At 74.9% G+C, this 20079-nt stretch carries 15 protein-coding genes and 1 pseudogene; 12 read left to right on the top strand and 4 right to left on the bottom strand.

Features of this window, described 5'->3' with window-relative positions; translation table 11 throughout:
• Positions 1-35: 35 nt before the first annotated feature.
• Both MCM47_RS17585 and MCM47_RS17580 read right to left on the bottom strand, forming a co-directional pair.
• Positions 36-2150: an EAL domain-containing protein gene (locus MCM47_RS17585; RefSeq protein WP_238862564.1), complete on the bottom strand. Its 2115-nt coding sequence runs from the start codon at positions 2148-2150 to the stop codon at positions 36-38.
• Positions 2151-2250: 100 nt separating this feature from the next.
• A complete protein-coding gene (locus tag MCM47_RS17580) occupies positions 2251-3057 on the bottom strand; it encodes an SAM-dependent methyltransferase (protein WP_238862563.1) in 807 nt (268 codons plus the stop codon).
• A 235-nt stretch (positions 3058-3292) separates the two neighbouring features.
• Here MCM47_RS17580 and MCM47_RS17575 point away from each other — a divergent pair, with 235 nt between their 5' ends.
• Both MCM47_RS17575 and MCM47_RS17570 read left to right on the top strand, forming a co-directional pair.
• On the top strand, positions 3293-5074 hold the full coding sequence (locus MCM47_RS17575; RefSeq protein ID WP_238862562.1) for a glycoside hydrolase family 15 protein: 1782 nt from the start codon (positions 3293-3295) through the stop codon (positions 5072-5074).
• A 92-nt stretch (positions 5075-5166) separates the two neighbouring features.
• A complete protein-coding gene (locus MCM47_RS17570; protein WP_238862561.1) occupies positions 5167-5637 on the top strand; it encodes an SRPBCC family protein in 471 nt (156 codons plus the stop codon).
• A gap of 12 nt (positions 5638-5649) precedes the next feature.
• On the opposite strand, the gene MCM47_RS17565 is transcribed toward MCM47_RS17570, so the two are convergent.
• Positions 5650-6216: an antibiotic biosynthesis monooxygenase gene (locus MCM47_RS17565; protein WP_238862560.1), complete on the bottom strand. Its 567-nt coding sequence runs from the start codon at positions 6214-6216 to the stop codon at positions 5650-5652.
• A gap of 397 nt (positions 6217-6613) precedes the next feature.
• Here MCM47_RS17565 and MCM47_RS17560 point away from each other — a divergent pair, with 397 nt between their 5' ends.
• The 7 genes from MCM47_RS17560 to MCM47_RS17530 all read left to right on the top strand — a co-directional run bounded on the left by MCM47_RS17560 (position 6614) and on the right by MCM47_RS17530 (position 15723).
• A complete protein-coding gene (locus MCM47_RS17560; protein ID WP_238862559.1) occupies positions 6614-7855 on the top strand; it encodes an aminotransferase class I/II-fold pyridoxal phosphate-dependent enzyme in 1242 nt (413 codons plus the stop codon).
• A 136-nt stretch (positions 7856-7991) separates the two neighbouring features.
• Positions 7992-9371, top strand: coding sequence for an ergothioneine biosynthesis glutamate--cysteine ligase EgtA (egtA, locus tag MCM47_RS17555; protein WP_238862558.1), 1380 nt, complete (start codon positions 7992-7994; stop codon positions 9369-9371).
• Entirely contained in the window at positions 9368-10753 is a 1386-nt protein-coding gene (gene egtB / locus MCM47_RS17550; RefSeq protein WP_238862557.1) for an ergothioneine biosynthesis protein EgtB, read from the top strand. Before egtA ends, egtB begins: the two co-directional genes overlap by 4 nt.
• Positions 10753-11490: an ergothioneine biosynthesis protein EgtC gene (gene egtC, locus MCM47_RS17545; RefSeq protein ID WP_238862556.1), complete on the top strand. Its 738-nt coding sequence runs from the start codon at positions 10753-10755 to the stop codon at positions 11488-11490. Before egtB ends, egtC begins: the two co-directional genes overlap by 1 nt.
• A 101-nt stretch (positions 11491-11591) precedes the next feature.
• Entirely contained in the window at positions 11592-12563 is a 972-nt protein-coding gene (egtD, locus tag MCM47_RS17540) for an L-histidine N(alpha)-methyltransferase (RefSeq protein WP_238862555.1), read from the top strand.
• A 118-nt stretch (positions 12564-12681) separates the two neighbouring features.
• Positions 12682-14112: a sugar porter family MFS transporter gene (locus MCM47_RS17535; RefSeq protein WP_238862554.1), complete on the top strand. Its 1431-nt coding sequence runs from the start codon at positions 12682-12684 to the stop codon at positions 14110-14112.
• Between the two features lie 273 nt (positions 14113-14385).
• The gene (locus MCM47_RS17530; RefSeq protein ID WP_238862553.1) at positions 14386-15723 is read left to right on the top strand and encodes a nitric oxide synthase oxygenase; all 1338 of its coding nucleotides are present in this window, start codon (positions 14386-14388) and stop codon (positions 15721-15723) included.
• Between the two features lie 116 nt (positions 15724-15839).
• Here the strand turns inward: MCM47_RS17530 and MCM47_RS17525 are convergent.
• Positions 15840-16475: pseudogene (locus MCM47_RS17525) on the bottom strand (TetR/AcrR family transcriptional regulator); the annotation flags it as partial.
• Between the two features lie 166 nt (positions 16476-16641).
• Here MCM47_RS17525 and MCM47_RS17520 point away from each other — a divergent pair.
• From MCM47_RS17520 to fabG, 3 genes are all read left to right on the top strand, one after another.
• Complete coding sequence (locus MCM47_RS17520) at positions 16642-17805, top strand: acyl-CoA dehydrogenase family protein (protein WP_238862552.1); 1164 nt, start codon at positions 16642-16644, stop codon at positions 17803-17805.
• Positions 17806-17897: 92 nt separating this feature from the next.
• Entirely contained in the window at positions 17898-19088 is a 1191-nt protein-coding gene (locus tag MCM47_RS17515) for a thiolase family protein (protein WP_238862551.1), read from the top strand.
• Between the two features lie 35 nt (positions 19089-19123).
• A complete protein-coding gene (gene fabG, locus MCM47_RS17510; RefSeq protein ID WP_238862550.1) occupies positions 19124-19882 on the top strand; it encodes a 3-oxoacyl-ACP reductase FabG in 759 nt (252 codons plus the stop codon).
• The last annotated feature ends 197 nt before the right edge of the window (positions 19883-20079 follow it).

The following is a 20079-nucleotide window of genomic DNA, read 5'->3' as shown; positions in this document are numbered from 1 at the left end:
CCGAGACGCAGCGCACGACCCGCGCGGTGCCCCGGTCAGCTCCCGACCGGCCGGCCCTCCGGCTCCTCGGCGATCCGCCGGGCGATCTCCCCCGGCCGCACCGGCCGCCCGAAGTGCCAGCCCTGCGCCCAGTCGCAGCCGATGCTGCGCAGCCGCTCGGCGTCCTTGCGGGTCTCCACGCCCTCGGCGGTGACGGTCAGCCCGAGCGCGTGCGCCATCGACACCAGGCCGCTGACGATCCGCCATCCGGTGGCCTCGTCCTTGGCCGGGTCGTGCAGGTCGCCGACGAACGAGCCGGCGATCTTCAGCCCGGAGACCGGGAGGTCGCGCAGGTAGGCGAGGTTGGACCAGCCCGTGCCGAAGTCGTCCACCGCGAGCGAGACGCCGAGGTCGACCAGGCCGTGCAGGGTGCGCAGCGCCTCGTCCTCCGGGCCGACCACGGTCGACTCGGTGATCTCCAGCTGGAGCAGCGCCGGGTCCAGGCCGGTGGCGTCGAGGATCCGGTCGAGGTCGGCGACGAGCGCGGCGCTGCGGGCCTGACGGACCGCCAGGTTGACGTTGAGCTGCGGCGCGTCGACGCCGAACCGCTTCGCCCAGTCTGCCGCCTGACCGCACGCCTGCTCCAGCACCCAGCGGCCGAGCGGCATGATCAGGCCGGTCTCCTCCGCGGTCGTGACGAACTCGTCCGGGCCGAGCACGCCGAGCTGCGGGTGGCGCCAGCGCACCAGCGCCTCCACCGCGGCGAGCCGGCCGTCGGCCAGTGCGTAGAGCGGCTGGTAGTCGATGAAGAACTCGCCGCGGTCGAGCGCGGCGGGCATCCGGACCGAGACCGCGTAGCGGCTGACGGCGCGGGCGTTCTCCTTGGGGTCGAAGAGCGTCCACCGGCCGCGGCCGGCCTCCTTGGCCCGGTACAGCGTGAGGTCCGCGGCGCGGACGGCGGCACCGGGGGTGGTGGTGGAGACGCGCCGCTCCAACACGCCCACGCTCGCGCCGACGGCCAGCTTGTGATCCCCGATCAGCACCGGTCCGGCCAGCGCCTTCAGCACGGTCTTGGCGGCGGCCACCGCCTCCTGCTCGCCCCGGCAGTTCTCCAGCAGCACCACGAACTCGTCGCCGCCGAGCCGGGCGACCAGGTGGCCGAGCGGGGTGAGGGCGGCCTTGAGCCGGGCGGCGACGGCCGAGAGCAACTGGTCCCCGGTGTCGTGCCCGAGGCTGTCGTTGACCACCTTGAAGCCGTCCAGGTCGACGTAGCAGAGCCCGAACCGGGCACCCGGGTCCGGCTCCTCGAACAGCTTCTCCAGCCGCTCGAAGAAGGCGGCCCGGTTGGGCAGGCCGGTCAGCGGGTCGTGGGTGGCCTGGTGGCGCAGCCGCTCCTGGAGGCGGTAGCGGTCGGTGATGTCCTCCAGCATCGCCACCTGGTACTGCGGGCGGCCGTCGTCGTCGCGGATCAGCGAGACCGTCAGGTGGGTCCAGACCACCTCGCCGTCCTGCCGGTAGTACGGCTTGTCGAACTGGAAGTAGTCGCGCTTGCCGCTGACCAGCTCCTCGTACGCCTCCCAGACGCCGGGGGTGTCCTCGGGGTGGACGAGATCGCCGACCCGGCGGCCCTGCATGTCCTCCGGGGCGGCGCCGAACAGCTCCTGCAGCGCCTTGTTGACGGCCAGGATGTTGCCCTCGGTGTCGCCGATGCCGATGCCGATCGCGGCGCTCTCGAACAGCGCACGGAAGCGGGCCTCGGAGGCGCGCAGTGCCCGCTCGGCCTCCTTGCGGGCGGCGTCGGCGGCGGTGCGGATCGCCTCCTGCTCACGCAGCGTGCGCTCGCGCAGGGCGGCGGCCCAGCCGGCCGCGAAGGCGCCGCACAGCGCCGGACCGCGGCCGTCGGAGGCCGGCTGCTCCTGGAGCAGCTCGACGGCCCGGGCCAGCACGACCGGGTCGGTGAAGTGGGCTTCGACCAGCTCGGCGCCGGCCTGTGCGGCCAGGTGCGGCTCGAAGGGCTGGTCCTGCTGGGCCCGGTGGAGCAGCGCGGCGGTCCGGGAGACCAGCCGGCCCAGCAGGCCGGGATGGACCACCGTGCCGTGGTCACCGGAGAGCAACCGCGCCCAGTCCTCGTGGAACCGTTCGGCGCTGCTCGGCACCGGCGCCTCGCTCACGCTCCCTCCCCGCTGCGCGCAACGGCGGCCACGCCGGCGGCGCGCCGCCGGGCGCTCCCGCCCCGGCCGCCGGTCGGGGGGACCGCCGTCGCCCTCAGGCTCACGCGCGGAACCCCACGCCCGCCACCCCGGTCATCCGCTCGGGGTGCTGGCCGACCGCCTCGGGCTGGTCCGGACGCCACTGCGGCAGGTAGACGACACCCGGCTCGACCAGCTCGAATCCGGCGAACATCGCGGTGATCTGCTCGACGGTGCGCATGGTGAGCGGGGTGGGCGTCATCCGGTACAGCTTCTGGTGGTCCTCGGCCTGGTCGGGGCGGCCCTCCAGGGAGGCGTGCGACAGCACCAGCGCGCTGCCGGGCGGCAGGGCGTCGCGCAGCACCGCGACGAGCTTCCACGGGTCCTCGGCGTCGCCGACGAAGTGCAGGACGGCGACCAGCAGCACGGCCACCGGCTCGCCGGGGGCCAGCAGCGCACGCACCTCCGGGCGCTCCAGCAGGTCGTCGACGTCCCGCAGGTCGGCCTGGACGGCGGCGCTCTGCGGGTCGTCCTGCAGCAGCAGCCGGCTGTGGGCGGCGGCGACGGGGTCGCGGTCGACGTAGACCACCTCGGACTCGGGGTTGATCGCCCGGGCGATCTCGTGCACCGCACCGAAGGTGGGGATGCCGGAACCGATGTCGAGGAAGCGCGTGATGCCCTGCTCCGCGACGAACTGCACGGCGCGGCGCAGGAAGGCGCGGTTGGACCGCATGATCTGCGGCAGCTCCGGCCACAGGGCGATCGCCTTGCGGGCCATCTCCCGGTCCACCTCGAAGTTGTGGGAACCGCCGAGGTAGTAGTCGTAGACCCGCGCGGCGTTCGGTTTGTCCAGGTCCGTGCCCTCCGGTACCCAGTTCGGTCGCCGCATCCTAGGGACTCCTTCGTTCCGGTTCCGGGAAGCCAGCTGTCTGACGGGACTGCTGCGACTGATGAGACTACAAGCACAAAAGATCCTCCCCCGCACGCTGAACGCGTGCAAGCGGAGTTCCGCCCTCCTACCGGCGGGTTCCCTCCGGCGCCGCCGGAGCGCTCCCGTGCGGGAGCGCGGCGCGCCGCGGCCGTCCGGACTGCCGTTCCGGCGCCGGCGGCCGAGAATGGAGCCGATGGCCGGACGCATCGAGGACTACGCCCTGATCGGCGACCTGCAGACCGCCGCCCTGGTGGGCCGGGACGGCTCGGTCGACTGGCTCTGCCTGCCCCGGTTCGACTCCCCCAGCTGCTTCTCCGGCCTGCTCGGCGGCGGTGAACACGGTGCCTGGCGGCTCGCCCCGGTCGGCGCCGCGCAGTGCTCCACCCGCCGCTACCGGGGCGACAGCCTGGTGCTGGAGAGCGAGTGGCGCACCCCCGAGGGTGCCGTCCGGGTCACCGACTTCATGCCCCAGCGCGGCCGGGGCGGGCGGCGCACCCCCCAGCTGATCCGGATCGTCGAGGGGATCGAGGGCAGCGTGCCGGTCCGCGGCGAGCTGCGCCTGCGGTTCAACTACGGCCGGATCCAGCCCTGGGTCCGGCGCACCGGCCACCACCGGGTCGCCGTCGCCGGGCCGGACTCGGCCTGGCTGCGGGTCCCGCCCGGGGTGCACACCTACGGCGTGGACGGCGTGACGGTCTCCGAATTCACCGCCACCCCCGGCCACCGCACCGCCTTCGTCCTCACCTGGCAGCCCTCCCACCTGCCGACCACCCCGCGCACCGACACCGAGGACGCGCTGGTCGCCACCCTCAGCGACTGGCAGCACTGGGCCGACGGCTGCCGCTACGACGGCGAGTGGCGGGACGCCGTCCTGCGCTCGCTGATCACCCTCAGGGCCCTCGCCTACGAGCCCACCGGCGGGATCGTCGCCGCCGCGACCGCCTCGCTGCCCGAGCGGATCGGCGGGATGCGCAACTGGGACTACCGGTTCTGCTGGCTGCGGGACTCCTCCATGACGCTCTCCGCGCTGCTGCGCGGCGGCTTCCGCGAGGAGGCCGCCGCCTGGCGCCGCTGGCTGCTGCGCGCCATCGCCGGCGAGCCCCGCGACCTGCAGGCCGTCTACGGCGTGGCCGGGGAGCGCGTTCTCGGCGAGACCGTCGCCGACTGGCTGCCCGGCTACGAGGGTTCCCGGCCCGTCCGGTTCGGCAACGCCGCCGTCGACCAGCTCCAACTCGACGTCTACGGCGAGGTGGTGGACACCCTGCACCTCGCCCTGCTGGCCGGCCTGCCGATGGAGCGGCACGTCTGGACCCTGCTCCGCGCGCTGATGGACTACCTGGAGAAGCACTGGCGCGAGCCGGACGAGGGCCTCTGGGAGGTCCGCGGCGGGCGGCGGCACTTCGTCCACTCCAAGGTGATGTCCTGGGTGGCCGCCGACCGCGCCGTCCGGCTGGCCGAGGCCACCGGTCTGCCGGCACCGGTCGACCGCTGGCGGGCCATGCGCGACGCCGTCCACGCGGACGTCTGCGCGAACGGCTACGACCGGCGGCGCGGGGTGTTCGTCCAGCACTACGGCGGCCAGGGGCTGGACGCGGCAACGCTGTTCGTGGTCAAGACGGGCTTCCTGCCGCCGGACGACCCGCGCGTGGTCCGCACCGTGGACGCGATCCGGGAGGGCCTGGACCACGGCGGCCTGGTACGCCGCTACCAGGCCCGGCAGCGCACCGACGGCCTGCCCGGCGGCGAAGGGGCCTTCCTCGCCTGCTCGTTCTGGCTCGCCGACGCGCTCGCCGCCACCGGCCGGCGGACGGAGGCCCGCGACCTCTTCGCCCGGGTGGTCGGGCTCGGCAACGACCTCGGTCTGCTCTCCGAGCAGTGGGATCCGCGCGCCCGGCGCCAACTCGGCAACACCCCGCAGGCGTTCACCCACGTCGCGCTGGTCAACACGGCCTTCGCCCTGAACGAGTCGGCCTGACCGGGCCCCGGCGCCCGGGTGCGCGGGCGGTCGGCGGCGCGGCGGGGTTCCGGGGCCGACTCCGCCCGGCGGCCACGGCCTATAGTGCGGGCGTGGACCCCAACCACTACCGGTTCCGCGGCGCGTGGCGCCTGAGCGCGCCGGCCGCCGCCGTGTACGCGGTGCTGGAGGACGTCCGGAACTACCCGCTCTGGTGGCCGGAGATCCGCGCCGTCCGGGAGGACGACCCGGACTCCGGCGCGGTGGTGGTGCGCGGGTACCTGCCGTACCGGCTGGTGATCGGCCTGCGGACGGTCCGGCGCGATCCGGCGGCCGGGGTGCTGGAGGCCGCTATGACCGGCGACCTCACGGGCTGGTCCCGTTGGACGGTCGCCCCGGACGGTGCCGGCAGCCTGCTCCGGTTCGAGGAGGACACCCGCCCCGGCAAGCCCCTGCTGCGCCGGCTCGCCGTCCCGCTGCACCCGGTGTTCCGGGCCAACCACGCCGTGATGATGCACCGCGGCCTGCGCGGGCTGGCCGCCCACCTCGGCGCCGCCCGGCCACGCCGGGCGGCGCGGGGGTGAGGGCCCGGGCCCTCACCCGGTGAACAGCCAGCGGCGCAGCAGCCGTGTCACCACCGGCAGCGCCGCGTAGGTCATGAGCGCGCTGATCAGGGGCGCGGTCACCAGCGGCCGGACGGCCACCGGCAGGCCGGCGAGGTGCGGATTGAGCAGCAGGCTCGCGGTGACGGTGAGCGGGGCTATCGCCACCGTCGAGGCGACCGCCATCTTCCAGCGCACCGGCGGGCGTCCCTTGGCGGCGGCCGGGGTGGTGGCGAACCAGCCCTCCATGCCGAGGATCTCGTGCCGGTGCACCTCGTGGTGGTGTCCGTCCGCCTCGGCGAAGCAGGCCGCCCGCGCCGGGGAGTCCTGCCAGGAGCGGAACGCGGCGGTGTCCCGGAAGTGCAGCAGCAGGTGCCAGGGGTCGTCCGGGCCGGCCGGGCGCAGCAGGCCGGTCCCGAGGTTGCCCTCGTGCGCGGCGGCCGCGGCGAGGATGCCCTTCGCCCAGACCTCGAACGCCGCCTCGTGACCGGCCTCCACCCGCCGGGCCACGAACAGCGTGATCTCGTCGCCCTGTTCCCCGTGCCGTCCGTCCGCCGCCATCGTGCGCCCCTCCTCCTGCCGGTGGCCGCCCGGCGTGCGGGTGCCGGTCCGGCCTGCGGGTCCCCGCCCGGCGTGCCAGGCCCGCAGCGTAGGCGCACCGGGCCGGCCGGTGCCGCACCGGGGGTGCCGCTGCCCGCCAGGACGTGGTCATCGTCCGGCCGGCGCCGTTCCCCGGCCGGGCAGGTCCGGACGATCCTCCGTAGCGGCCGGCCGGCACCTGCCGCTACCGCACGGCCCGGCGGCCCGCTACTGCGCCGGGCCGCTCCCGCGGCCCGCCGGGGGTATCCGGGCCGCGGGGCGGGAAGACGGGAGGAGCGGCGGGCACGCCCCCGGCGGTCCCTGACCGCCGCCGTCGCACCCCGCCCGCTCCCCCACCCCGCTCCACCCCGGAGGCCGCATGACCAGCCAGCCCGACGAGTTCGGCTTCGACCGGCCCTTCGACCGTGCGGGAACCGGCAGCGCCAAGTGGGCACGGGCCGGGCGCGGCTCCGCCGACGCCGCCGGCGTGATCGCGATGGGGCTGGCCGACATGGACCTGCCCGGGCCGCCCGCCGTCGCCCGGGCGCTCGAACGGCGGGCACGGCACCGGGCGTACGGGTACACGGTGTGCGATCCGGCCGACCGGGAGCTGGTGGCCGACTGGTACCGCGTGCGGCACGGGGTGGCGGTGGACCCGGCATGGGTGATGCTGCTGCCGTTCGGGCCGCGGACAGCGGTACGGCTGCTGCTGGAGGCGGTGCGCCCGACCGGGCCGGTGCTGTTCCCGACCCCCGAGTGGGGCGGGTTCGCCCAGCTGTGCCGGGCCGCCGGCCTCCCGTACCGGGAGGTGCCGCTGGACCGGGACGCCACCGGCTACCGGCTGCCGGTCGCGGCGCTCGCCGGGCACCCGGCCGCCCTGCCACCCTCCGCGCCGCCGCCTGCGGCCGACCCGCTGCGCCCGGACCGCCACTCCCGTCCCGGCCCAGCTGGCGCGGTGCTGCTGAGCAGCCCGCACAACCCCTCCGGCCGGGTCTGGACCGCGGCCGAGGTCCGTGCGCTGGCCGAGGCCACCGCGCGGGCCGGCGCCGTCCTCGTCTCGGACGAGGTGCACGGCGACCTCACCCATCCGGGCCACCGCCACCCGGTGGCCGTCGAGGTGGCGGGGCCGTACCGGGAGCGGACGGTCACGGTCAACTCGGTCGGCAAGACCTTCAACGCCTCGGGTATCCCCAGCAGCTTCGCCCTGGTGCCGGACGCCGCGCTACGCGAGCGGCTCACCGGGGTGATGGCGGGCTTCGGGCTCTGGGAGGGCGGGCTGCTGGAGCAGGAGGTGCAGCGGGCCGCGCTGCGGCACGGCGGTCCGTGGCTGGACGCGTTGCTGGCGCACCTGGCGGCCGCCCGGGACCGGCTGACCGGCCTGCTCGGCGCCGCCGTACGCTCCGCGCCGCAGGCCTCGTACCTGCTCTGGGTGGACGCCGCCGCGCTCGGCCTGCCGACGGCGGGGGCCCGGACGGCGCTGCTGGAGCGGTGCGGGCTGGAGGCCTCGGACGGAGCCGACTTCGGGCCCGGCGGCGAGGGCTCGCTGCGGCTCGACTACGCCCTGCCGGGACCGGTCCTGGAGGTCGTCGCGGAGCGGCTGAAAGGGCTCGGAACGGCCTGATTCACCCGGTTGCCACCCCTGCGAGCTGCGAGGACGCGCTCTTCACGAGATGTTCGCGGAGCGGCCCCGCATGGTCCGTAGCAGACTGGGCAAGGTAGACCGGGCCGCAATCGTGATCCCGAGGATGGTGAGTCCGGTGATACCCGTACGCCCGACCAGCCCGACCAGCCCGACCAGCCCGAGCAGTCCGCCGGAACGGCAGAGCGCCGGACCGCCCCCGACCGGGGTGTCCCCGCTCACCGAATCGGCGGCGCGCAGCCACATGGCCGGCGTCTGCTTCAAGATCGGCCCTCCCCGGCTGGTCGGTGTCGAGGTCGAGTGGTTCGTCCACGACGACCGATGTCCCGGCGACCCCGTCTCACCGGAGCGGCTGCACGCCGCACTGGACGCACTGCCCCTCGGCGGCCCCGACGGCACGTCGCTCCCCTCCGGGGCCCGCCTCACCCTCGAACCCGGCGGACAGGTCGAGCTCAGCTCCCCGCCCGCCGACGGCCTCGTCGCCTGCGTCGCCGGCACCCGGCGCGACCTCGCCGCCCTGCGGGCCGCCTTCGCGGCGCAGGGCCTGCGCCTCACCGGCACCGGCACCGATCCGCTGGCCCGCCCGCGGCACATGGTGCTGGACCACCCCCGCTATCTTGCGATGGAACGTTTCTTCAACTCCGCCGGGCCCTGGGGCCGGATCATGATGACCGGCACCGCCTCCGTCCAGGTCTGCCTGGACGCCGGCGACGCGAGCGGACCGCACGCGCTGGACCGCCGCTGGCGCCTGGCGCACCGGCTCGGGCCGGTGTTGGTCGCCGCCTTCGCCAACTCCCCGGTGCTGGACGGGAAGCCGACCGGCCACCGGTCCACCCGGCAGACCGTCTGGTCCCGGATGGACCCCACCCGCACGCTCGCCCCCGGGCCGGACCACGGCGACCCGTGCGAGGCCTGGACCAGGTACGTCCTGGACGCCGAGGTGCTCTGCATCCGCCGCCCCGACGGGCTCCCCTGGACGGCGCCGGCCGGACTGACCTTCGCCGACTGGCTGCGCGGCGCCGGCGAGCGCCCGCCCACCCTGGCCGACCTGGACTACCACCGCACCACGCTCTTCCCACCGGTCCGCCCGCGCGGCCACCTGGAGCTGCGGATGATCGACGCCCAGCCGGGCGACGGCTGGATCGTCCCCGCCGCCCTGGTCGGCGCCCTGCTGGACGACCCGGTCGCCGCCGACACCGCGCTCGCCGCCCTGGAGCCGCTGGAGTGCGCCGACGGCCCGCGTCCGCCGCGCAGCGACGCCTGGCGCCGCGCCGCCACCCTGGCCGTGGCCGATCCCGAGCTGCGCCGCGCCGCCCTCGCCTGCTTCGCCGCCGCCGACGCCGCGCTGGGCCGCCTGCCCGGCGCCGAGGGGCTGCGCACCGCCGTCGCCGCCTTCGCCGAGCGCTACCCCGCGCGCGGCCGCTGCCCGGCCGACGACCAGCTGGACGCCCTGCGCTCCGGCACCCGACGCACTCCCCCGGAGGAGGCCGCATCATGATCGACGACGCCCGCCCGACCGGCGCCCCCGCCGGCACACCCGCCGCCGACCCCTTCGCTCCGGGTCCGGAGACCCCGGTCGAGGCGCTGCGCGAGGCGATCGCCGCCGAGCTGCAGGCCGCCCGCGACCGGACCGCCGCGCTGACGGACTGCGTCGAGGACACCGACCTCACCGCCCAGCACTCCCCGCTGATGTCGCCGCTGGTCTGGGACCTCGCGCACATCGGCAACCAGGAGGAGCTCTGGCTGCTGCGCAACGTCGGCGGCCGGGACCCGATGCACCCGGAGATCGACCCGCTCTACGACGCCTTCCAGCACCCGCGCGCCGAGCGGCCCGCGCTGCCGCTGTTGCCGCCCGGCGAGGCCCGCGCGTACGCGCACGAGGTCCGCGGCCGGGTGCTCGACCTGCTGGACGCCAGCCCCCTGGAGGGCGCGCCGCTGCTGGACGCCGGGTTCGCCTTCGGCATGATCGCCCAGCACGAACAGCAGCACGACGAGACCATGCTGATCACCCACCAGCTCCGCAAGGGCGAACCGGTGCTGGCCGCTCCCCCGCCGCCGCCCGCCCCGGCGGACGCCGCCGCGCTGCCCGCCGACGTGCTGATCCCGGCCGGCCCGTTCACCATGGGCACCGACACCGAGCCCTGGGCGCTGGACAACGAGCGCCCCGCGCACCGGGTCGAACTGCCCGCGTACCGGCTGGACACCACACCCGTCACCAACGGCGCCTACCTGCGGTTCATCGCCGACGGCGGCTACGACGACCCGCGCTGGTGGGCCCCGGCCGGCTGGGAGCACCGGCAGCAGGCCGGGCTGACCGCCCCGCTGTTCTGGCGCCGCGAGGGCGGCCAGTGGCTGCGCCGCCGGTTCGGCGTCCTGGAGCCCGTCCCGCTCGACGAACCGGTGCTGCACGTGGGCTGGTACGAGGCCGACGCGTACGCGCGCTGGGCCGGGCGGCGGCTGCCGACCGAGGCGGAGTGGGAGAAGGCCGCCCGGCACGACCCGGCCACCGGCCGCTCCCGCCGCTACCCCTGGGGCGACGCGGCGCCCGCCCCCGCCTACGCCAACCTGGGCCAGCGGCACCTGCGCCCGGCCCCGGCGGGCAGCTACCCGGAGGGTGCATCCCCTTACGGTGTGCGGCAGTTGATGGGCGACGTGTGGGAGTGGACGGCCAGCGACTTCCGCCCCTACCCCGGCTTCTCGGCCTGGCCGTACAAGGAGTACTCGGAGGTCTTCTTCGGGCCGGAGTACAAGGTGCTGCGCGGCGGCTGCTTCGCCGTCGCCCCGGTCGCCTGCCGCGGCACGTTCCGCAACTGGGACTACCCGATCCGGCGGCAGATCTTCGCGGGGTTCCGCACCGCCGCCGACGTGGAGGCCGGCTGATGTGCCGTCACCTGGCCTACCTGGGCGCACCGGTGGCGCCCCGGGAGCTGCTGGTGGAGCCGCCGTTCGGGCTCCACCGGCAGTCCTGGGCGCCGCGCGCCCAGCAGTACGGCACGGTCAACGCGGACGGCTTCGGCCTCGGCTGGTACGCGGACGGGGACGCCACCCCGGCCCGGTACCGGCGGGCCGGGCCGATCTGGGCGGACGCCGCCTTCGCCGACCTCGCCCGGGTGATCCGCACCCGGGCGCTGGTGGCGGCCGTCCGCTCCGCCACCGAGGGGTGCGCGGCGGGCGAGGAGGCCGCCGCCCCCTTCGCCGCCGGGCGGTGGCTGTTCAGCCACAACGGCGCGGTGGCCGGCTGGCCCGGCAAGCTGGACGCCCTGGCCGCCCTGCTGCCGCCGGCCGAGCTGCTGGAGCTGGCGGCGCGCACCGACTCGGCGCTGCTGTGGGCCCTGGTGCTGCACCGGCTGCGGGCCGGCGCCGGTCTGGGCGATGCGCTGGCCGGCACCGTCGCGGACGTGGCCGCCCACACCACCGGCCGGCTCAACCTGCTGCTCACCGACGGCCACGCGATCGCCGCGACCGCCTGGGGCGACACCCTGCACCACCGGAGCCTGCCCGGCCTCGGCGTGGTGGTCGCCTCCGAACCCTTCGACGACCACCCGGACTGGACGGCCGTCCCGGACGGCTCGCTGCTGCTGGCCGGCCCGGACGGCGTCACGGTCCACCCGCTCTGACGTGGGTAGGCGCCCGGACCGGAGCCCGCGCCGCCGGCCACCCCGGGAAACGGCCGCCTGCCCCCTCTCCTTCACCTTTTGAACAGAGGATCCATCGCCCCATGAGCACCTTCGACGTCACCCGCCTGCTGCCCGCCGACCACTTCAGCACCGCCCTGCGGCACGACGTGCAGCTCGGTCTGACCTCCGAACCCAAGTGGCTGCCGCCGAAGTGGTTCTACGACGCCCGCGGCAGCGAGCTGTTCGAGGAGATCACCCGGCTCCCGGAGTACTACCCGACCCGCGCCGAGCGGGCCATCCTGACCGCGCGGGCCGGCGAGATCGCCGCCGCCACCGGGGCCCGGACCCTGGTGGAGCTCGGCTCCGGCTCCTCGGAGAAGACCCGGCTGCTGCTGGACGCGCTGCGGGAGCGGGGCACCCTGGACAGTTACGTCCCGGTGGACGTCAGCGAGAGCGCGCTGACGGCCGCCGGGGAGGCGCTCGCCCACGAGTACCCCGGGCTGTCGGTGCACGGCGTGCTGGCCGACTTCACCGCCCGGCTCGGCCTGCCCCCGGGCGGCGGCCCCCGACTGGTCGCCTTCCTCGGCGGCACCCTCGGCAACCTGCTCCCGCCCGAGCGTGCGGCCTTCCTGCGCGGCCTGCGCGCCGCCCTGGAGCCGGGCGACTCCCTGCTGCTCGGCACCGACCTGGTCAAGGACCCGCGGGTACTGGTCGCCGCCTACGACGACGCGGCGGGGGTCACCGCCGAGTTCAACAAGAACGTGCTCGACGTGCTCAACCGGGAGCTCGGCGCCGACTTCGACCCGGCCGCCTTCGAGCACGTGGCGCTCTGGGACCAGGAGCAGGAGTGGATCGAGATGCGGCTGCGGTCGCTGCGCTCCCAGACCGTGAAGATCCCGGCGCTGGACCTGCCGGTCCACTTCGACCGGGGCGAGGAGCTGCGCACCGAGGTCTCGGCCAAGTTCCGCCGCGAGCGGGTCGCCGAGGAGCTGGCCGCGGCCGGCATGCGGCTGGCCCACTGGTGGACGGACGAGGAGGGCCGGTTCGGCCTCTCCCTGGCCGAGCCGATTTGATTTTTCACCTTACTAATGGGCGAGGGGATTTGAGGAGCATCCCGCGTACAACACTTGAACATTGACGCGTTACGATCGCGACGACCGAGCTCAGTGCCGAGTACCAGGAGTCAAGATCGTGAGCGTCACCCAGCAGCCCGCGGAGCCGGCGGCGGCGGAGGCCGGGGCCTCCGGCCGCCTCGGCTTCGTCGTCTTCATCACCGCCGCCGCGGCCCTCGGCGGCTTCCTGTTCGGCTACGACAGCTCCGTGATCAACGGCGCCGTCTCCGGCATCCAGGAGAGGTTCGGCGTCGGCGACGGCGTGACCGGCCTCATCGTCTCCTCGGCGCTGCTGGGTTCGGCCGTCGGCGCCGCGCTGGCCGGCCGGTTCGCCGACCGCTACGGCCGGATCAAGGTGATGAAGGCGGGCGCGCTGCTGTTCGCGGTCAGCGCCGTCGGTTCGATGCTGCCCTTCTCCGCCTGGGACCTCGCGTTCTGGCGGGTCCTCGGCGGTGCCGCGATCGGCATCGCCTCGGTGATCGCGCCGACCTACATCGCCGAGGTCGCCCCCACCCGCTACCGCGGCCGGCTGGCCTCCTTCCAGCAGGCGGCGATCGTGCTCGGCATCGCCATCTCCCAGCTGGTCAACTGGGTGCTCGCGGACGCCGCCGGCGGCGACACCCGCGGTCACCTGCTCGGCCTGGAGGCCTGGCAGTGGATGCTGGGCATCTGCGTCCTGCCGGCCGCGGTCTACTTCGTGCTCTCCTCGACGATCCCCGAGTCCCCGCGCTACCTGATCTCGGCCGGCCGGCTGGACGAGGCCCGCACCGTGCTCGCCGAGGTCGAGGGCAAGGACGCCGACACCGACGCCCGGATCGCGGAGATCCAGGGCCTGATCGCCTCCGACCACCGCCCGCGCTTCCGCGACCTGCTCGGCGGCCGGTTCGGCCTGCTGCCCGTCGTCTGGGTCGGCATCGGCCTGTCGGTCTTCCAGCAGCTGGTCGGCATCAACGTGATCTTCTACTACTCGTCGATCCTCTGGCAGTCCGTCGGCATCGACCAGAGCAACTCGCTCCTGATCAGCTTCATCGGCTCGGTCATCAACATCCTCGGCACCGTGGTCGCGATCCTGCTGGTGGACCGGATCGGCCGCAAGCCCCTGGCCCTGATCGGCTCGGCCGGCATGGCCGTCGCACTGGCCGCCTGCGGCTGGGCGTTCTCCTCGGCCACCGGCAGCGGCGACGACGTCACGCTGCCCGACCTCCAGGGAACGGTGGCCCTGGTCGCGGCCAACGCCTTCGTGCTCTTCTTCGCGATGTCGTGGGGCGTGGTGGTCTGGGTGATGCTCGGCGAGATGTTCCCCAACCGCATCCGCGCCGCCGCGCTCTCGGTCGCCGCCTCGGCCCAGTGGATCGCCAACTGGGCGATCACCGTCTCGTTCCCGTCGCTCTCGCGCTGGAACCTCTCGGCGACCTACCTGGCGTACGCGGGCTTCGCCGCGCTGTCGATCCTCTTCGTGGCCCGCTTCATGAAGGAGACCAAGGGCGTCCGCCTGGAGGACATGGGCTGAGCCACCGGCCGACGCCCCACGACGCCGACCCGGTCCGACCCGGCCGCCCCGACCAGAGGCCGTCGCCGGTCCGGCAGTCGGACCACCGGCCCCCGCACCTCCAGGGTCCGTCCGCGAACCCCCGCCTGCCCGGTGACGCCCGGCCCGTCCTCCGGGCGGACGACGGGAGTTTGAGGACGGACCCTAGCGCCCCCGGCGCAGGTGCGGGGGCCGAATCGTCCACTCCCTGCGGCCGGCCGCGCACCTCCGGTACTCATGAGCGCCAGGAGGGATGTGTCCTTGATCTTCAACCGGCTTCGTACCCGCAGCACCCACAGCAGCCGCCGGCCCGCCTCGGCGCCCGCCGCAGCGCAGGCGTCGGCACCCGCCGCCGGCTGCCCGTACGCCCCCGCGCACCCCACCACCGGCGCCCCCGGGCCGGCCCCGGCGACCGCGGGCCGGCCCGACTCCCGGCCCGACCCGTTGCCCGCGGTCCGGCGGCCGACCGGCCACGGCACCGGGCGGCTCACCCCCCACCCGGCCGAGCCGTTCACCGACCCCGCGGAGGCCGCCGCCTTCGTCCGCCAGTTCCACCACGAGCAGCCGGCCGCCGGCGACCCGGCCGAGCGGCTGCGCGCGGTGCTCGACGAGATCGACCGCACCGGCACCTACGAGCACACGCGGGCCGAGCTGGCCTACGGCGCCAAGCTGGCCTGGCGCAACGCCGCCCGCTGCATCGGCCGGCTGTACTGGCGCAGCCTGGTGGTGCGCGACCTGCGGCACCTGGGTTCGGCCGACGACATCGCCGCCGAGTGCTTCGAGCACCTGCGCACCGCCACCAACGGGGGGCGGATCCGCCCGGTGGTCTCGGTCTTCGCTCCCGACCGGCCCGGCCGCCCGGCCGCCCGGATCCTCAACCAGCAGCTGGTCCGCTACGCCGGCCACCCGGGCGCGGACGGCGGCTGGACCGGCGATCCGGCCGGCGCGCGGCTCGCCGCCCGGGCGCGCGACCTGGGGTGGAAGTGCGCCGAGGAGCGGTTCGAGGTGCTGCCGCTGCTGGTCCAGGAACGGCCCGGCGAGCGCCCCGAGTGGTACGAGCTGCCGGACGACACCACGTTGGAGGTCGAGCTCACCCACCCCGAGCACGACTGGTTCGCCGAGCTGGGGCTGCGCTGGTACGCGGTGCCGGCGATCAGCGACATGACGCTGGAGATCGGCGGCGTCCGCTACCCCACCGCGCCGTTCAACGGCTGGTACATGGGCACCGAGATCGGCGCGCGCAACCTCGCCGACGCCGACCGGTACGACATGCTGGCGACCGTGGCCGGGCGGCTCGGCCTGGACACCTCCAGCGACCGCACGCTCTGGCGGGACCGCGCGCTGGTGGAGCTCAACGTGGCGGTGCTGCACTCGTTCCAGGAGGCCGGGGTGACCATGGCCGACCACCACACGGAGTCGGCGCGGTTCCTCAAGCACGTCGCCCAGGAGCAGCGGCTCGGCCGGCCCACCCCGGCCGACTGGAGCTGGATCGTGCCGCCGGTGTCCGGCGGGCTGACGCCCGTCTACCACCGGTACTACGACCCGGTGGACCCCTCGCTGCGGCCCGCGTTCACCCCCCGGGAGCCCTGGTGAGGGCCGCCCGCGGGGCCGCGGTCGCCGGCCCCGGCCGCGCTCGCCCCACCGGCGGGCTCCCGCTCGCCGACGGCCCGGACGGCGTCCGGCCACCTGTCTCCCCCGGCCCGGCGGGCGCCCTCGACGGTGCGCTCGAACCGTAGCGCCAGCCCGTCGAGGAGAGCCTCCAGTCCGGTCTCGAAGGCGCCCTCGTCGATCGCCCCCCGGTGCTCGGCGAGCCGGTGGGCCTCGCCGAGGTGGGGGTAGTCGGCCGCGTCGTACAGCCCGGCGTCCTCCGGGAAGCCCGCCGCGAACGAGGCCAGCGCCGAGCCGGTGACGAAGTACCGCATCAGCGCACCGATCCGGGTGGCCTGCCCGCGCGGCCAGCCGGACTCGACCAGGCAGCCGAAGACGGCGTCGGCCAGCCGCAGTGCGTTGGGGCGGCGTCCGGGGCCCTGGGCCAGCACCGGGACGATGTTCGGGTGGGCGGCCAGGGCCGCGCGGTAGGAGCGGGCCCAGGCCCGCAGCGCCTCCGGCCAGGGCGCCCCCGGGGTGAACATCGACAGGTCGACCTCACCCATCACCCCGTCCACCACCGCGTCCAGCAGCTCGTCCTTGGTGCCGAAGTGGTTGTAGAGGGACGGCCCGCTGACGGACAGCTCGGTGGCCAGGCGCCGGGTGGAGAGTGCGTCCAGCCCCTCGGCGTCGACGAGCCGGAGCGCGGCCGTGACGATGCGCTCACGGCTGAGCAGCGGGGTGCGCGGGCGGGCCATCGGCGCGGTTCCTCCGGTCGGGTGAGGGTCGGGCGGCTTCCCGCGTGTCTGGCCGCGGGTCGCCCGGGGGTGGGGATCGATTCTGGCAGGCGGCCCTTCCCAGCGGAGCCCCGTCGGGGCTACAGTCCCCCCATAAAACTTGCAGCGCTAGTTTAACGGGGTCTCGATGAACCTGGAGCTGTCCGAGGAACAGACCGCCGTCCGCGACCTGGCGGCCTCCTTCACCGACCGCGAGATCGCCCCGCACGCCGCTGCCTGGGACCGCGCCGAGTCCGTCGACCGCGCGGTCATCGGCAGGCTCGGCGAGCTGGGCTTCCTCGGCCTCACCCTGCCCGAGGAGTACGGCGGCAGCGGCGGGGACCACCTCGCCTACTGCCTGGTCCTGGAGGAGCTGGGACGCGGCGACTCCGCCGTCCGCGGCATCGTCTCGGTCTCGCTCGGGCTGGTCGGCAAGTCGATCAACGGCTACGGCACCGAGGAGCAGAAGCGGGAGTGGCTGCCCCGGCTCACCTCCGGCGAGGCGCTCGGCTGCTTCGCGCTCACCGAGCCCGGCACCGGCTCGGACGCCGCCAACCTCACCACCCGGGCGGTCCGCGACGGCGGGGACTGGCTGATCAGCGGCAGCAAGATGTTCATCACCAACGGCACCTGGGCCGACGTCGCCCTGGTGTTCGCCCGCACCGGGGGCAACGAGCCCGAGCAGCAGGGCCACCGGGGGGTGACCGCCTTCCTGGTCCCCACCGGCCTGCCCGGCTTCACCCGCACCGAGATCCACGGCAAGCTCGGCCTGCGCGGCCAGGCCACCGCCGAGCTCTCGTTCGACGACGTCCGGGTGCCCGACTCCGCCCGGCTCGGCGAGGTCGGCAAGGGCTTCACGGTCGCCATGGCCGCGCTCGCCAAGGGCCGGATGTCGGTCGCCGCCGGCTGCGTCGGCATCGCCCGGGCCTGTCTGGACGCCGCCGTGCGGTACGCGGGCGAGCGCGAGCAGTTCGGCAGGCCGATCGCCTCGCACCAGCTGGTGCAGGAGCTGCTCTCCGACATCGCGGTGGACGTCGAGGCCTCCCGGCTGCTCACCTGGAAGGTCGCCGACCACATCGACCGCGGCCTGCCGTTCGCCACCGAGTCCTCCGTGGCCAAGCTCTACGCGAGCGAGGCCGCCGTCCGGGCCGCCAACAACGCGCTCCAGGTGTTCGGCGGCTACGGGTTCATCGACGAGTACCCGGTCGGCAAGTACCTGCGCGACGCGCGGGTGATGACGCTCTACGAGGGCACCAGCCAGATCCACAAACTGCTCGTCGGGCGCTCGCTCACCGGCGTCAACGCCTTCTAGCCGGCTCCCGCCCGACCACCGGGCCGGACCACCGAGCCCCCCGATCTCCCGCTGTTCCGCTGTTCCGCTGTCTTGATAAGGAGCCCGACGACGTGCGTCCTGTCTACTTCGCCGCAGCCCGCCGCACACCCATCGGCCGGCTGCGCGGAGCGCTCGCCACGGTCCGCCCGGACGACCTCTCGGCCACCGTGCTGCGCGCCCTGCTGGCCGACGTTCCCGCCCTCGACCCCGCCCGGATCGACGACGTCTACTGGGGCGCCGCCAACCAGGCCGGCGAGGACAACCGCAACGCCGCCCGGATGGCGGTACTGCTGGCCGGCCTGCCCGACACCGTCCCCGGCGCCACGGTCAACCGGCTCTGCGCCTCCGGCCTGGAAGCCGTCACCCTGGCCGCCCGGGCGATCGGCTCCGGCGAGGCCGACGTGGTCCTGGCCGGCGGCTGCGAGTCGATGACCCGCGCGCCGTTCGTCCTCCCCCGCCCCGACGAGGCGCTGCCGCACCGGATCGAGACCTTCGACACGCGGCTCGGCTGGCGCCTCACCAACCCCCGGATGGCCGAGCTGCACGGGGTGCTGTCCATGGGCGAGACCGCCGAGGAGGTCGCCTCCCGCTACGGGATCACCCGCGAGCGGCAGGACGCCTTCGCCCTCCGCAGCCACCAGCGGGCCGCCGAGGCCCGCAAGTGCGGCCACTTCGACAACGAGCTGGTGCCGGTCGAGCGGCCGGACGGGGTGACGGTCACCCAGGACGAGAGCATCCGCGAGGACACCAGCCTGGAGAAGCTCGCGAAGCTCAAGCCCGCCTTCCGCCCCGGCGGCACGGTGACCGCCGGCAACGCCTCGCCGATGAACGACGGCGCGGCCGGCCTGGTGCTGGTCAGCGAGGAGGCGCTGGGCGACCTCGGCCTCCGGCCGCTCGGCCGGTACGTCGCCGGGGCCTCGGCCGGCGTGCACCCGGACGTGATGGGCGTCGGCCCCGTCCCGGCCACCCGTAAGGCGCTCGCCCGGGTCGGCTGGTCGCTCGACGACCTCGGGGAGGCCGAGCTCAACGAGGCCTTCGCCGCCCAGGTGCTGGCCTCGGTGGACCAGCTGGGCATCGATCCGGAGCTGGTCAACCCGACCGGCGGGGCGATCGCCCTCGGCCACCCGCTGGGCGGCTCCGGCGCCCGCATCCTCACCACCCTGCTGCACCGGATGCGCCGCAGCGGCGCCCGGCGCGGGCTGGCCACCATGTGCGTGGGCGTCGGTCAGGGCACCGCCGTCCTCGTCGAGAACGTCAACTGAGCAGCACCGAGCATCGTCCGGAGGGAGAGTCCGTCGTGACTCGTTTCGCAGGCAAGGTCGCCGTCGTCACCGGCGCGGCCCAGGGCATCGGCGCGGCCACCGCGCGGCTGCTGGCGGAGGAGGGCGCGGCCGTGGCCGTCGTCGACCTCACCGCCGAGCGCGCCGCCGGGACGGTCGAGGAGATCACCGCCAAGGGCGGCACCGCGCGCGCGTACGGCTGTGACGTGGCCGACTACGACGCGGTGGAGGCGGTCTTCGCCCAGGTCGTGAACGACCTCGGCGGGGTGCACGTCCTGGTGAACAACGCCGGGATCACCCGGGACAACCTGTTCTTCAAGATGACCAAGGCCGACTGGGACACGGTGCTGACCGTCAATCTGACCAGCGCCTACAACTGCAGCCACGTCGCCCAGAAGTACATGGTGGCGCAGAAGTACGGCAAGATCGTCTCGCTCAGCTCGCGCTCCGCGCTCGGCAACCGGGGCCAGGCCAACTACGCCGCCGCCAAGGCCGGCATCCAGGGCCTCACGGCCACCCTGGCGATCGAGCTGGGCCCGTTCAACATCAACGTCAACGCCGTCGCCCCCGGCTACATCGCCACCGCGATGACGGCCGCCACCGCCGAGCGGGTCGGTGCCACGGCCGAGGACCACCAGGCGGAGGTCGCCGCCCGGACCCCGCTGCGGCGGGTCGGCCGGCCGGAGGAGATCGCCTCGGTGGTGGCCTTCCTGGCGAGCGAGGACGCCTCGTACGTCAGCGGCCAGACGCTGTACGTCAACGGTGGGGCACGCTGAGCCCGGACGGCGGGCGGGATCGGCCGAACCGGCGGGGCTCGCCGGGCCGGCCCGGCGGGGCGTAGCGCCCTATGACTGACGATTCGTCATACTGTCGGCCCGGGTGGAGACTTACTTTCACCTGGGCCGGCCTTTACCTTTTCCGGTGGTCAGGCGTGACCATGCCGCAGGTACCAAATGACTATGGCATGATCATG

The organism is Kitasatospora sp. A2-31, from assembly GCF_022288725.1.
In the GTDB taxonomy this organism is placed as follows: domain Bacteria; phylum Actinomycetota; class Actinomycetes; order Streptomycetales; family Streptomycetaceae; genus Kitasatospora.
The sequence above is the reverse complement of the archived record's forward strand: the minus strand, read 5'-3'. Positions and strand labels throughout refer to the sequence as shown.